Annotated in this window: 7 protein-coding genes, 1 pseudogene and 1 CRISPR repeat array (1 of these 9 only partly in view); of the genes and pseudogenes, 3 read left to right on the top strand and 5 right to left on the bottom strand. The window is 70.4% G+C overall.

The genetic code is table 11. The annotated features are described in order from the left end of the window. Positions 1-88: 88 nt before the first annotated feature. Positions 89-2,467, bottom strand: coding sequence for a S8 family serine peptidase (locus ACFZBU_RS38310; protein ID WP_391588382.1), 2,379 nt, complete (start codon positions 2,465-2,467; stop codon positions 89-91). A gap of 618 nt (positions 2,468-3,085) precedes the next feature. Between ACFZBU_RS38310 and ACFZBU_RS38315 the strand changes: the two are divergent. Next, a pseudogene (locus ACFZBU_RS38315) lies at positions 3,086-3,397 on the top strand (DUF6368 family protein); the annotation flags it as partial. Between the two features lie 126 nt (positions 3,398-3,523). Here ACFZBU_RS38315 and ACFZBU_RS38320 read toward each other — a convergent pair. Together ACFZBU_RS38320 and ACFZBU_RS38325 are read right to left on the bottom strand one after the other, a co-directional pair. Beyond that, on the bottom strand, positions 3,524-4,420 hold the full coding sequence (locus ACFZBU_RS38320) for a thiamine pyrophosphate-dependent enzyme (RefSeq protein WP_391588383.1): 897 nt from the start codon (positions 4,418-4,420) through the stop codon (positions 3,524-3,526). 107 nt (positions 4,421-4,527) lie between these two features. After that, positions 4,528-5,946: a hypothetical protein gene (locus ACFZBU_RS38325; protein WP_391588384.1), complete on the bottom strand. Its 1,419-nt coding sequence runs from the start codon at positions 5,944-5,946 to the stop codon at positions 4,528-4,530. 481 nt (positions 5,947-6,427) lie between these two features. Here ACFZBU_RS38325 and ACFZBU_RS38330 point away from each other — a divergent pair, with 481 nt between their 5' ends. After that, positions 6,428-7,009, top strand: coding sequence for a GNAT family N-acetyltransferase (locus ACFZBU_RS38330; protein WP_391588385.1), 582 nt, complete (start codon positions 6,428-6,430; stop codon positions 7,007-7,009). 187 nt (positions 7,010-7,196) lie between these two features. Here ACFZBU_RS38330 and ACFZBU_RS38335 read toward each other — a convergent pair whose 3' ends face one another. Next, complete coding sequence (locus ACFZBU_RS38335) at positions 7,197-8,393, bottom strand: serpin family protein (RefSeq protein WP_391588386.1); 1,197 nt, start codon at positions 8,391-8,393, stop codon at positions 7,197-7,199. A gap of 291 nt (positions 8,394-8,684) precedes the next feature. Further along, positions 8,685-9,179 (bottom strand): hypothetical protein, encoded by a 495-nt coding sequence (locus tag ACFZBU_RS38340; RefSeq protein WP_391588387.1) that lies wholly within the window; start codon positions 9,177-9,179, stop codon positions 8,685-8,687. A 1,591-nt stretch (positions 9,180-10,770) separates the two neighbouring features. Between ACFZBU_RS38340 and ACFZBU_RS38345 the strand changes: the two genes are divergently transcribed. Continuing rightward, the gene (locus tag ACFZBU_RS38345; protein WP_391588388.1) at positions 10,771-10,974 is read left to right on the top strand and encodes a hypothetical protein; all 204 of its coding nucleotides are present in this window, start codon (positions 10,771-10,773) and stop codon (positions 10,972-10,974) included. Positions 10,975-11,552: 578 nt separating this feature from the next. Next, positions 11,553-13,266: direct repeats of the CRISPR family, unit length 29 nt; unit sequence GAAGTCCCCACGCGAGTGGGGGTGAGCCG (it continues 1,063 nt past the right edge of the window).

A 13,266-nucleotide genomic window follows, 5' to 3' on the forward strand; every position in this document is an offset into this window, starting at 1 on the left:
GGAATTGCGCCCGCCCGGGGAACGCGCACGGGAATCGCGCCCGCCCGGGGAACGCGCACAGGAATCGCGTCCGTCCGGGACCGGGGCATCACCGGGGCGGCTTGGCGGGCACCTCGGTACGGGTCGGGGTGGACCACACCTGCCCGCTCACCGGACCCAGGTTCCCCTTCGCGGGATCGTCGGGGACCGGAGGTTCCAGCACGGCGCCGCCGTCACGCACCGCGAGCCAGCCGGTGGCCGGGCCGGCGGGACGGCCTTCGAACGGGCGTCCGGCAGAGAGCCGCGGATCCACCTGCTCCCACCCGGCGCCGGTGAGCCGCCACAGGCCGGACGAGGAAACCGTCTTGCAGGGTTGGCCCGGCGGCATGGAGTACCCGGACATGCTCGCGTAGAGGGTGTCGCCGTTGAAGAACACCTCGTCGAACATCTGGCCGGCGGGCGGCTCGGGCTTCGCGAGTTCCTTCAGATCACCTCCGCCGAGCACGTAGACGCCGTCCGGGCGCCCGCACGTGGCCCAGCCGGTGACGACGGCGATCCGTTCCCCCGTGGCGCCGACCGCGATGTCGCCAAGCACCCGGCCGGCGACCTCGTGCGATGCGCCGACCCGGCCGGAGACCGGATCGACCAGCCACAACCGCTCGAGCGCGTGCGCGCCGCCGGAATCCATCACGACGAGCTTGCCACCGACCGCGCCCAGCAACATCTTCGAACCCACCGCGCCGGCCGGGTACGCGGGTCGCGTCGAGCCGAGTTCGTCGAGCGTGTGCGCGTCGTAGCGGGTGAGCGTGCCGTCCGGGTCGACGCGGAGTACCAGGTCGCCGCCGGGGGCACCGGTGCCGGGGTCGGTGACCGTGACGTTCTCGACGAAAGCGGGCGAGGTGGTCTTGTCGGCGCACCAGTCGCACGGCTTCTCGACCAGGCGGGTGTCGGGGCCCGCCCACGAGAACAGGGTGCGCTCGTCGGCGCCGAGGAGGAGCGTGTGATCCGCCGACCAGGTGATCCACCGCAGCGGCGCCTGCGGATCCACGCGGCGTACCGGGCGGGGCGTGCCGCCGTCGAACGCGAACAGCGTGCCGTCCTGCACGAAGGCGGCCTGCGTGCGCCCGGCCGGGCCGGCGGAGCCGGTCGGCGTGGGGGACGGCGCCGTCCGGAGTCTGTCGATCATCCCGGGGATGTTCAGGAACCCGTGGCCGGCGCCTGGCTTCGAACGGTCCTTCCAGCTCACCCGGTTGGGGTCGGCGGTGTCGATCAGCGCCCGGGCGATGTCGTCGCCCTTCGCCTGCCGGCTCACGAAGCGGCCGACGGCGGCGGCCGCCGCGACGTGCGGGGCGGCCTGCGAAGTGCCCCTCAGCCACTTGTACTTGCCGCCGGGATACGTGGATATCACCGTGCCGTCGTGTCCGACGTTCGGCGGCAGCAGGAAATTGTGCTCGCCGCCCGGGGCGACCAGGTCCACATCGCCGTTCTTCGTGGAGTACTTGGTCACTTCCGTGTCGCCTTTCACCGCGCCCACCGCGACGACGCCGTCCAAGGCGGCCGGGACCTGCCGCTGGTCGTCCTCGTCGCAATCCCCTTCACCGCTGCCGCAGTTCCCGGCACTGGAGACCAGGACGACGTCGTTGTGCCGGGCGAACTCCACCGCCGCGGCGGCGAACGCCATCGCATCGTGGTAGTCGGGTTGCCCGTAGAGCGCGAGGGGACTGCCCAGGGACATGTTGGCCACATTCGCGCCGTGGTTGACCGCCCAGGCCAGGCCGACCGACCAGGACGGCCCCCGATCGTTCGCGTGCTTGAGGCGCACGGGTACGTCCAGCACCGACACGCCCGGTGCCACGCCGACGATGCCGCCGTTGTTCCGACGCGCGGAGATGATGCCGGCCACGTGGGTGCCGTGACCGTCCGGGTCCGGCTCGCCCTCCCCCTCGTAGTGGCGTCGGCCGACGACCGCGCCCGCGAAGTCCGGGTGGGCGGCGTCGATACCGGTGTCGATCACCGCGACCACGACTCCGGTGCCGTCGGGCCACGGGAGTTCGCTGGACTTCTCCGGAACTCCGAGGGCGTCCAGGGCCCACTGGTCTTCACGCTCGTCGTCGGCCGCGTCGGCCTGTGCCGGCGGGGCCACCGCGGCGACGACGACCCCCGGATCCCGCGCCAACACGGCCTGCCGGGCGCCGACATCGGCGGCGGGCAGGTACTCGGTCGTCGTCGACAGGCACGTTCCGTCGACGCGCAACACGTCGAGGGCGACGAGGCCGGGCGCACCCGGACCCTTCCCGGGCGCGGCGGCGCAGGAGGGATCAGGCCGCGCGCCGCGGATCTGCGCGAGTTGGCGCGCGCTCAGCACGTCTTCGGCCCGGACCGCGGGACGCGCCGCACCGCCGCGCTCGTCGTCGCCGCGCAGCACGACCACCAGCACGGTCGCCACCACGGCCAGGACAAGGAAGACGGCCGCGGCGCCCAGCCCCAAGCGGCGACGTCCGCCCGGCCGCCTCACCGGCCACCCGTCGCCGGCACCGTCGTCGGGATCATCGTCACCATCACGTCGTCACCGTCATCGTCGCCCATGCCGCCCCCGACTTCGCCCGCATTCGTCGGCCGTCCCGGTTCGACCGCCGACGATATCGCGCCACGCGGGGAGTCGGGGATGATTCCGTGCCGACTTCAAGATCGGCCACGGCAACGACCATCGGCTCGTGACCCCGAAGGAGATCCGCGCCACCCTGGCCACCCTCGCGACCCGGCCACCGTCCGCGTGGGCGGAAGCCCGTGCCGCCACGCCGCGATGGGACGAACCGATCGACTTCCTGCACTGGGCGAAGGAGCACGGGGTTTCGCGTGGAGTAGCTCCGCCGGACGCTTCCCGGTTTGTGGATTCCATCGAGAAGACATGCGGTACACACGACGTTCGGCGTCCCGCGCGGGCGGCGACACGTTGGTTGGAACTCGGTCACGGTTGTCGGAACCGGAGCGCCCAGCGCTCGAATCGAACGTGGGTCGACCGTGTCTCGAAATGATCGGGCGTGCGCCACCAGCGCCTGGTAGAACCGGGTCCCGGTGGCGCAGGGCCACGAGTCCTGGGGGTGGCATGTCGGGGCCGACAGTTGGGCTGTGGCTCTTCGAACGGTGCGGGTTCGAGGACCTCCCGGCCGGTGTGGTCCCGTGGTTGGAGACCTTCTGCGAGCCGGTGGAGAGCAAGGCCGGCGGGGACGCGGACTTCCGGGTGCGGGACGGTTCCGCCCTGGGCCTGCAGGCCCTCGATCCCGCCGGCGTCGGCATGTTCTTCCTGTCCCAGGACGAGGAGGTGCCTGCGGCGGACGAAGACTACTCGGCCTTCCCGCGTCCACCGGTGCAGGGGTCGGTAGTCGGCGCCGCCTGCCCGGGCACGATGAACCACGTGCTGCTCGGTCGCCGGGGAAACACCCGCAAGAACGCCGGACTTGCTTCAGGTGCCGACCGAGACCGGACACTCGCCGGGCCGGGCGGTATCGCGGACGGACGCGGCCCCCGGGGCCGATCCGGGACCCTACGGTCGACCGGGCGGCTTCGCGAGCCGTGCCTCGAGGAGGCACGGGCCCTCGTCCCGGTAGCTGTCGGCCGGCGCGTGCCGCAGTTCCTCGCCGGTGGTGACGGACAGGGCCCGCACCCCCATGGATCGGGCCAGGGCGACGAAGTCGACGCGGGGGTGGTCGAGATCCATGGCGAGGTACTCGTGGGCGCCGGGGGAGTGGATCTGCCAATTGTCCTTCAGGACGCGGTATTCGCGGTTGTTGACGACCACGTAGGTGATCGGCAGTCGATGCCGGGCGGCGGTCCACAGTGCCTGCGGCGAGTACAGGGCGGACCCGTCGCCCACGACGCACAGCACGCGCCTTCCGTCGCGCGCGTGGGCGATGGCCGCGCCGACGGCGGCGGGCATGGCCCAGCCCAGGCCGCCGGCGACCCAGTGGTAGCGGTTGGGCCGGTGCAGGCCCAGCGCGTGGCGCAGATCGCCGGTGGTCACGGGAGCCTCGTCGAGGACGACCGCGTCGGCGGGCAATGTGGCGGCCAGGACGTGGGCGACGAAGCGCGCGTCGAGCGCCCCGTCCGCAGCGCCCGACACGGCCGTCTCCGGGTCGGCGGGCGAGGGCTGGGCACGACGCGATGGGCGGTCGGCCAGGCCGGCCAGGCCGCTCAGCAGCAGCTCGATCGTGGTCCGTACCTCCGCGCCGACTTCCTCGATCACGCCCACGTACTCGTGACCCATGGCCGTGTGGTCGACGGGCTCGATCCCGCGTAGGGCCACAGGTCCGTTCGACCCGCAGATACAGGTTGCGGCCAGCCGGACGACGAAGTCGGTGGGTTCGATGATCTCCGGGTCCTGGCGGTCCTGGCGGTCCTCCGTGCCGACGTCGCCGGGCGCGTACATGACTACTCCGCGCATGCCTCGAGCGGCGACCGGAGCGGGTGTGTGGGGTGGACGCGACGCGCACCACTCGTGCCCGGGCGTCGATGCCCCGTTTCACCGATCCCTCGCCATGGAGCGCCCGCCTACATGTGCCCGCGAACCGGGGCGGGGTCATCCAGACGAGCCCCGATCTGTGCGGCTTCGGTGGAGAGTCGATTGTGACGCAGCTGACGCTCCAACTCGCGCAAGTGTGCCCGCGGACGGACCTCGAAAAGGGCAATCACGAGCATGAGCCGCACCCTTCCCCCGAAATCCGTGACGGTTCCCTCGCGTGCGGGGATGGGGGTGTAGGGACCCAGACGCAGGATGCGGTAGAGGTCGACGAGGTACTCCACCGGCAGGGACCGCGCGGCTTCGCGCAGCCCGTCCATGGCCCACTGCGGTTTGTCCTGCATCAGGAGAGTCATCGCCGAATCGACGACGCTCCCGACGTGAGGCTTCGGAGGAACCTCGAGAGCGCGGGACCGCTCGATCTCCCGGCGGAGCCCCTCCATCTCGCGCAACGCGCCCTCCAGCGACTGCTTGGCCGCGATGGCCTCGGCACGCGTTCGGGCCACCTCGGCTTCGTCCCGGTCGGTGATGCCCGTGTCCGCCGCCTCCAGTTGGCGCTCCAGCATGTCGCATTGCCTCTCCGCCTCCAGCGTTCGGCGGTGGGCGTCGGCCAACTCGCCCTCGAGGCGACGTACCTCCCGGCGCAGCCGTTCGCATTCGGCCTCCAGCCCGGAGCGCTCCTCGGCACCGGCCTCCAGCGCCGCGTCGACGGCCGCCCGCTCGGCCGCGGCCGTCAGGCGCAGCCTGCGCATCCGGTCCTGCAGATCACTGATCCGATGTTGACGATCCCGTACGGCGTCCGTCAGGACCTCTTCGCGCAACGCGGCCTGACGAGCGTGCTCGTCCGCGAGTTCGAGCCGATCCCGAAGCAGTTGCACCTTGCACCGCTCGGGATCCTCGGCCCGCAGGACCTCGTCGTACAAACGCCGACAATGCTGCTCCGCCTCCAGCGTCAACGGCACGCCCCGATGCTCGTACGCATCGCTGAGCAGGTTGCCGACGAAGGTCATCGGAGGAATGCGAGTCCCGTTCAGATAACGCGACACCGTGGCCGGGTCCAGATGCCGTCGCGCCCCGTACCGCCTCACCGAGATCCCCAACGTCTCGAACAATCGACGCAACGCCTCGGCGAATTCCCTCCTGGGCGCGATCAGGTCGCCCGCCAACGGCCGCAACGCACCGGAAAATCCCGCACCCGTGGCCGCAACCCGTGATTCGTCCCGCACGATCCCCTCCATCAAAACCCCGCCTCCAACCCCGGGCCGGGTGTTGCCGGCAATCGGCAACACCCAAGGCGCCGTTGCCAACGCATCGGCAACGCGTAGCACCCGCGGCAACACCCTCCGAAGCTCGACGGTAGTCCCGACGAAGTCCAAGAACAGGAGAACGACGACCATGACCTCCAGGCAATCCCACAAAAGCGCACCCACGCATTGGACCCACACCGTCATCGGCGGCGCGATCTCGGGAGCGGTCCGCGCCGTCCTCGCGTGGGCACTCACACGCTGGACGAACTAGTGCCGCGCCAGGCGACGTTCACCCCGTCGCGGCGCCCGGCACGGCACCTCGCCGCCCCGCCGAAACGTCCGAGTACTCCGGTACGAGAACGTTCCGGCGGCACGCCGACGCACCGCACCGAACACCGCGACGGGGTGAACGTTGGCGGGCGCGGCACCAGCCATCCGCGTCCGGGGACTGCGCCGGAACCGTTGTGTGGTGGCCGGTGGTTGCTCGTGCCGGGTGCAACCAGTGCACCGCGGGCAGGCTCCGGCGGCGCCTGCCCGAAGCAGTGCCCGCCACGGCATCGCCCCGTACGAGCGCCTCACCCCAACTCGCCCACGCCGTCCGGTAGGCGGTGCCTTGACCATGCGGACCGGGCCGGGATCGGATATTCGGTGTCTGCCCACCTCATGAGGACGCAAGATGGTGCGCATGACTTTGGCCACCCCCATACTGCACACCGCTCGCCTGCGACTGCGCCCCTTCACCGAGGCCGACGCGGACCACCTCTTCGCGCTGCACGGCAGCACCTACGTGATGCGCTACTGGGACTCCCCGCCGTGGAACGAACGGGCCCGCGCAGAGAGGTTCATCAAGATGTGCCGGACGATGGCGGACGACGGCACCGGGGCTCGGGTGGCCATCGACCGTGCTTCCGACGGAGCATTTGTCGGCTGGTGCGGTCTGACCGCATGGGACGAGAACTATCGCAGTGCGTCCTTGGGTTACTGCCTCCGCGATGCGATGTGGGGCAACGGCTTCGCGACGGAGGCCGCGCACGCCTTGTTGGAGTGGGCGTTCGACACACTGGACCTGAATCGGGTTCAGGCCGAGACCGATACGCGCAACGCGGCATCCGCGCGGGTCCTGGAGAAGATCGGATTCGTGCGTGAAGGGACGCTGCGGGAAGACTGCGTCGTGAACGGCGAGGTATCCGACTCGTGGGTGTTCGGGTTGCTCAGGCGAGAGTGGCGGCCGTCGGCCGCGCCATCCGGTCCTGCCTCCAGGCCGTGACCATCGGTTCGATCAACACTCACCGCTCATCCGACAAGTCGGCGGCGTACGGCTCTCGCTCCATGCCCCGCGTCTCGGCATGGGCACGCCCAGAGGGCCGTCGACCTGACAATCGGTACGCCGATCGAGCGATCACGAGGCGAGGCGGCCGGCGCCCGGTTGCGCACAGATCGGACTCAACGTCCGTTCAGTAGTCGTCGGAGGCTTCCTCGAAGGTGTCGGGGTCGGTGACCCAGCCTGCGTTGAGGACGAGGCGAGAGGTGCGGTGCAGGGCGAGGAAGGCGAAGGGGCGATCGAAGCGGACGCTGATCTCGCGGGTCCGGAAGGGGTGGCGCGGGATGCCGGCAGCGATTCCGGAGAAGGCGGTGACGGCCGCGGAGCGAAAGCCGCGCGCGCCGAAGGTCGCCGTCATCGTCTGCGCGGCTTCCCGGATGGCCAGGGGTTCGGCGCTGATGCCGGGAAAGTGGTGCTGTGAGACGTCCATTGCCGTGCGCAGGCCGAACAGGTCGGCGTGGGCCCGGAGATCGTGGTGGGCCTTGACGGTGAACGCGACGGTATCCACGTGGAGGGCGGGTTCGCCGTCGACACTGGGGACGCGGGCCACGGACAGCCCGGGGCCCGGGGCGCCGTCGGGAAGGCAATCGCCGGGGACGCTTGCCCGGCGGTTGTGGAGTGTGGCCACGGCGGCAGCCAGTACCCGGCCTGCGGTGGCTTCGGGAGTTCCGAGGTACAGGTGGACGTCGATGCCGTGGGCGCCGACGACCTGAAGTTCGGTGAGCGGGCCGGCCGCCGTGTCCGCGACACCGACACGGTTCAGGAGACCTGAAGTTCGGAACAGACCGGCCAGAACCTTGCCGCGCCAGGGACCTGTCTCGGCTTCGAGTACGCCCGGGATGAAGGGCCGGACCCAGTCGGTGCGGAGGGTCAGGGCGCAGGCCGGCACCAGCCGGGTCTCGTCGTCCACCGTGATCGGCATCGCGTCGATCTGCCCGTCCGTGCACGTGGCCGCCCAGGCGTCGAGGTGCAATCGGTCGCGGGCGGGGTCGCCGGTGAGTTGCCCGTGTACTTCGGCGGGCACCTGGTCCAGCCAGGTCGGTTCGATGGGCAGGGTGTCGCGAGTGAACAGGCCCAGGGCCATGCCCAGGCCACGCATGGCCCCGAGGGTGGAGAGCAGGTCTCGTGCCGCCGTTGCGGCTTCGCCCGCCGGGACGCCGAGTGCAGCCGAGAGTTCCTGCCGGGCGGGACCTGCGGCACCGGAGGCGAGGAGACCGAGCAAGGGCCACACTCCGGCCGCGGCAAGTACCGTGCCCTTCTCGGGCCGGGTCGCGGCGGCCCAACGCGCGGTCAGTCCGTTGATGGCTTCGACCGTGCCGTGACCGACCATGGTTGCTTGCCCTTTCGTCGCTCCGGGATCCCCGCGAGAGTAGATCCGGAAGTGTCGACCGGCGAGCGCATTTACGCATTGCGCGATGCGGCCACTCGGCCACTCGGCCACTCGGTGACGCGGTGACGCGGTGACGCGGTGACGCGGCGATCGTGGGGCGGGCCGGCCTTGCACACCTGCCGACCTCTGCTGCCGCCGCCTTGCGGCGGCCTCCGAGCAGGAGTGCCCACCGACCCGGCGTACCGGCGGCCGGCCCCGGGGGCACGTTCAGCAGGCGTCCCAGCGCCACGTTCAGCAGGCGTCCCAGCGCCACGTTCCGGCCTCGAGGGTCCAGGGTTGGGCCTGGCGGTCGAGGGTGGGGACGCCGACGGCGTAGGTGACGCGGGCCTGGTCGCCGTCCATCCGGTCGATCTTGATCGTCTTGACCGTCAGTACGCCATAGACCTTCTTGGCCCGGTCGACCACCGCGTTGTACTCGGCTTCGGTGGTCCTGCCCTGGCATCGGGTCGACAGGATCGTGTAGGCGCCGGGGCCGTCGCCGGCGAACATGCGCGCGGTGTAGGCGCGAACGGCGGTCTCCAGCGGACCGGTATCCGGGGCGGCGTTGACGGGTGCGGGCTCCGCCGGTAGCGGGACCGAGGTCGTGCCGGCGGGTGGGTGGCCGTCGGGATCGGCAGAGGTGGCCCTCCTGCCGTCGTCTCCACCGTCGCAACCCGCAGCGAGCAGGAACGCCACGACCACGGCGGTGGCGGTGGCGGTGGTGGCGTGTCGGATGATGCGTCGCATTGTGCCCCCAGGTGTGGACGTCCCGGGTTAGACGGATGGCGGCGGCAGATGGTTGCACCAATCCGCAGATGGTGTACCGCATGCACAACGGTACTGGCCCGTAAGCGCGTTCGGCCACCGACGCCGCGACGGGCGGCGTTGGCCGCTGGGGAGCGCGGTCGAGGAACCCTCGCAGGGCGCGCACCGACTCACCGACGCGCGGAGCCCACGAACGCGGACCTGCCGGCGGCGTGTCCGCAGGCACCGGAGCGGTGTCGGCGAACTTCACGGGGACCGCTTAGGGCGGCCGTTGTACGAAAGGTGGGGCGTCGGTGCGGCGGACCACGGCGCGCAGGTCTCGCACGGCAGGCATAATCGGCGAGTTCGGCGCCGTCGAAGGAACGGCCTGCGGCACCGCCGAGAAGCGTCTCGCAGCCGAACCCCCCACACGTATCGCCGAGTTCGTGGCCCTACCCCCTCTCGACAGGGACGACGACCTCGCGGCTGCTTCGATCAACCGGGTACGGCGCGGCGGGGCGGCGTGCGGGGCGCGCAGTTCGCCGGGCCACACGCCGTCTGCGCGGTGAGAGGGCTGCCGATGCCGGATCATCGGGCAGACCCGCCAAGGACAGCCGTCCGCCGGCCACAGGCCGAAGCCGCCGGCCCACCCCAACCCCCGGGCGGCCGACACCCGAACCACGCGCGTTCGACGTTGCCCCGCGGTGCTCACAGCCGGCAACCGGTCCGTCATCGGCGTTCGGAGCGGTTCGGACGCGGCAGCGAAGTCGCCTCAGGAATCACGCTGTTGCTTGAAGTAGGGGGCGAGGAGGGACACGATCACGATGCTGCTCCCGTCCGGCCGGGGCGCGTTCGTGATGGCCTGGGCGTCGATGTACGCGGTCGTGCTGGTCGTGGAGCGCACGTCCGTGGGCCGCAGCCGGGAGCGGAAGTAGACGACCGGCCCATGTCCCAGAACTGCGCCCGCAGACTCACGCGGGACGGCAGGACGCGTCGATTCCGCACTCCGGTTCGTAGCCGACCGGCGTGGAGGAGGCGTCGACAGTGGTGACGCGCGCGTGGGACATGGCGGCGTATCCGGATCCGCGGCACCCGGCCCGGTCCGGAACCAGCCGCCGGCTTGCAGCGCGACGGCAACAACCGTCGCGTTCTCCGCCCGAGGACCGTCGAGCACGTGCGCGCGCGCATCACCTCGCTTTCGCAGCGGACACCGCTCCACGTCCCGCCCCCGGACCCGAAGAACGCCGGACGGTGAAACGCACTGCCACCCACGTCCGACACCGCCTCGGCACGGCGCTCGGCGCGCCCGCCCATGGTCTGTTCCAGCGTCGTGTACAACGCCTCGACGTCCCGTAGGGCCGCCCCTTGGGCCGCACGAACTCCAGGAGCGCCGGCCACGTTGTCGACGTCGGGCACATCCGGAGTTTTCCGGTTTTGCGCGAACGAGTAGAGGCCCCACGCGACGAGGCCGAGTAACAAGGAAGACCAACGCCACCGCGCCCAGGAACCACCTGATTACGCGCTTCGCCGTGGAATCCATGGCCCCATCGCGGCTCATGGCCCGGCCATCCTACTCACCGCACAACAGATCCGAATGGTCCGGCCGCCTGCCCTTCCGATCGCATTGAAGCGGGCCCCACGATTTCGGCACATCGTCGCGTCGGCGAGTGAACACAAGGCGGTCATCGAGCCGTTGGCGCATCTGCGCTTGCGCGGGTTCGAGGTCGATTTCCTGTCGCCGGGCACGAACCGTCGCGTCGAGGTGGAGGCGATCCGCGAACGGCTGCAGCCGAATTGATCATTCCCCCCGAATATCGGACCGGGAGGGTTCCGTCGGGATGTTCTATGGGTTGAAAGATTCCTCGCTGGGAGTCTTTGGGGCGCTGGGGTGATGCTCCGCCAGGTGAGGGAAGCTCTGCACGTAGATGTCGGATTATCGTGTCTTTTTTCGAACGAGTTTCGCTCTTCGGGATCTTCGAGGTTGCGCTCCGGCATTGAGTGGTGGCCGCTTTCGGAAGGTGGACGAGTCGGGGGCTGTGGCGCTGAGCGAGAGCGGGAAGGTGGCCGTCTTGTGGGAGGGGTGTCGTCGGGTGTCGCCTTCGATCCGTGGGCGAAGGAGGCCGGGTGGTCGCAGGGGTGTGCACGGGATGGCACCGGGAGTCTGCCGGTGTGAGCGGATCGAGGGCGTCCCCGAATCAGGTTTCGGAAAGGTTTGTGTGACTGAATGGGCGTATGGATCGGGATAGGTAGTGCGGGAGGGAAGTGAAGAGTGCGGAAACCTGATGGGCAAGTGCTATTCAGGAACGTTTCTTGCCTCAATGGCCCCTCTTAGATCACGACATGGCAAAGCCTGTGAGAATGTGCAGGTCAGCAAGGGAAGTCCCCACGCAGGTGGGGGTGAGCCGGATCACCCACGGAATCAGCCGGATCGCCTCGTCGAAGTCCCCACGCAGGTGGGGGTGAGCCAGTGCTTGAGATAGTCGGAGCCGGACCGGATGGGAAGTCCCCACGCAGGTGGGGGTGAGCCGTCCTGGTTCATCGGCGGGGTGTTGGTCGCCTGGAAGTCCCCACGCAGGTGGGGGTGAGCCGTCGGCTCACGAGGCCACCTCCAGGGTGTAGACGAAGTCCCCACGCAGGTGGGGGTGAGCCGGTCGAGGAAGCACTCTTTCGGCGGCTTGCGGAGAAGTCCCCACGCGAGTGGGGGTGAGCCGGAGCGGGACCTTCGCGAGTTCCTCGTCGACGAGAAGTCCCCACGCGAGTGGGGGTGAGCCGGAGCGGGACCTTCGCGAGTTCCTCGTCGACGAGAAGTCCCCACGCGAGTGGGGGTGAGCCGCACCCATGTACGAGCACGCCCACATCCACGACGAAGTCCCCACGCGAGTGGGGGTGAGCCGCCGGTCGGCTCCTCCCTCTGGCTGCGCTGGCCGAAGTCCCCACGCGAGTGGGGGTGAGCCGGGCCGGTTCCTGCACGTCAAGAACGGGGGCGGGAAGTCCCCACGCGAGTGGGGTGAGCCGTTGCCGCCGCTGCCGGGTGGTGTCGGCGGGCTGAAGTCCCCACGCGAGTGGGGGTGAGCCGTCCGAGGTCAACGAGATCCTCACCCTGGCCAGGAAGTCCCCACGCGAGTGGGGGTGAGCCGGCCCGTGCCCAGGCGGCGGCCAGCCCGCCAACGAAGTCCCCACGCGAGTGGGGGTGAGCCGAACGGCACGTCGGCCGAGAGGCAGCGGTCGCGGAAGTCCCCACGCGAGTGGGGGTGAGGCGGGTTCGGGAGGGGGGTCGCCAAGGGTTCGGGAGAAGTCCCCACGCGAGTGGGGGTGAGCCGCCGACAGGCCGAGCACGAGCAGGTCGCCGGCCGAAGTCCCCACGCGAGTGGGGGTGAGCCGCACTCGACCGGCTTTCCGTCGTGCATGTTCATGAAGTCCCCACGCGAGTGGGGGTGAGCCCGCGTCGCAGTGCATCCTGGCGCCGAGACCGTCGAAGTCCCCACGCGAGTGGGGGTGAGCCGCGCCACGTCGGCAACGGCCGGCTGATCGAGTCGAAGTCCCCACGCGAGTGGGGGTGAGCCGTCGGGCGGGGATCGAGCGGGTCAGAACCGACTGAAGTCCCCACGCGAGTGGGGGTGAGCCGCCCCGGACACCATCGCCTCCGGCGTGTACGACGAAGTCCCCACGCGAGTGGGGGTGAGCCGTACACGAGCGGTGCGCAGTGTCGGCACACGCCGAAGTCCCCACGCGAGTGGGGGTGAGCCGCCGGCTCGCCCCTTCGGGTACTGGGTGCAGACGAAGTCCCCACGCGAGTGGGGGTGAGCCGCGTCCCTTGCTGTCGGTGGTGATCGTGCCGCCGAAGTCCCCACGCGAGTGGGGGTGAGCCGACTGCTGGCCGGCGAGCTGTACACCGGCCCCTAGAAGTCCCCACGCGAGTGGGGGTGAGCCGACCGCAGCCAAAGCCGACCGCATGCGCGCCAAGAAGTCCCCACGCGAGTGGGGGTGAGCCGACGGACACGCCGTACCGTAAGTGTGACTTTTTGAAGTCCCCACGCGAGTGGGGGTGAGCCGAGCGACGGCGAACCGGCCCGGCGGCGCCCAACTGAAG

Origin of the sequence: Embleya sp. NPDC008237 (assembly GCF_042956465.1) — a bacterium.
In the GTDB taxonomy this organism is placed as follows: domain Bacteria; phylum Actinomycetota; class Actinomycetes; order Streptomycetales; family Streptomycetaceae; genus Embleya.

What these genes read in the sequence shown, in the direction of transcription:
- ACFZBU_RS38320 (WP_391588383.1), bottom strand. Translation starts at nt 4,420, where the DNA reads ATGCGCGGAGTAGTCATGTACGCGCCCGGCGACGTCGGCACGGAGGAC.
- ACFZBU_RS38325 (WP_391588384.1), bottom strand. Translation starts at nt 5,946, where the DNA reads ATGACGGTGTGGGTCCAATGCGTGGGTGCGCTTTTGTGGGATTGCCTG.
- ACFZBU_RS38330 (WP_391588385.1), top strand. Translation starts at nt 6,428, where the DNA reads ATGACTTTGGCCACCCCCATACTGCACACCGCTCGCCTGCGACTGCGC.
- ACFZBU_RS38335 (WP_391588386.1), bottom strand. Translation starts at nt 8,393, where the DNA reads ATGGTCGGTCACGGCACGGTCGAAGCCATCAACGGACTGACCGCGCGT.
- ACFZBU_RS38340 (WP_391588387.1), bottom strand. Translation starts at nt 9,179, where the DNA reads ATGCGACGCATCATCCGACACGCCACCACCGCCACCGCCACCGCCGTG.
- ACFZBU_RS38345 (WP_391588388.1), top strand. Translation starts at nt 10,771, where the DNA reads ATGGTCCGGCCGCCTGCCCTTCCGATCGCATTGAAGCGGGCCCCACGA.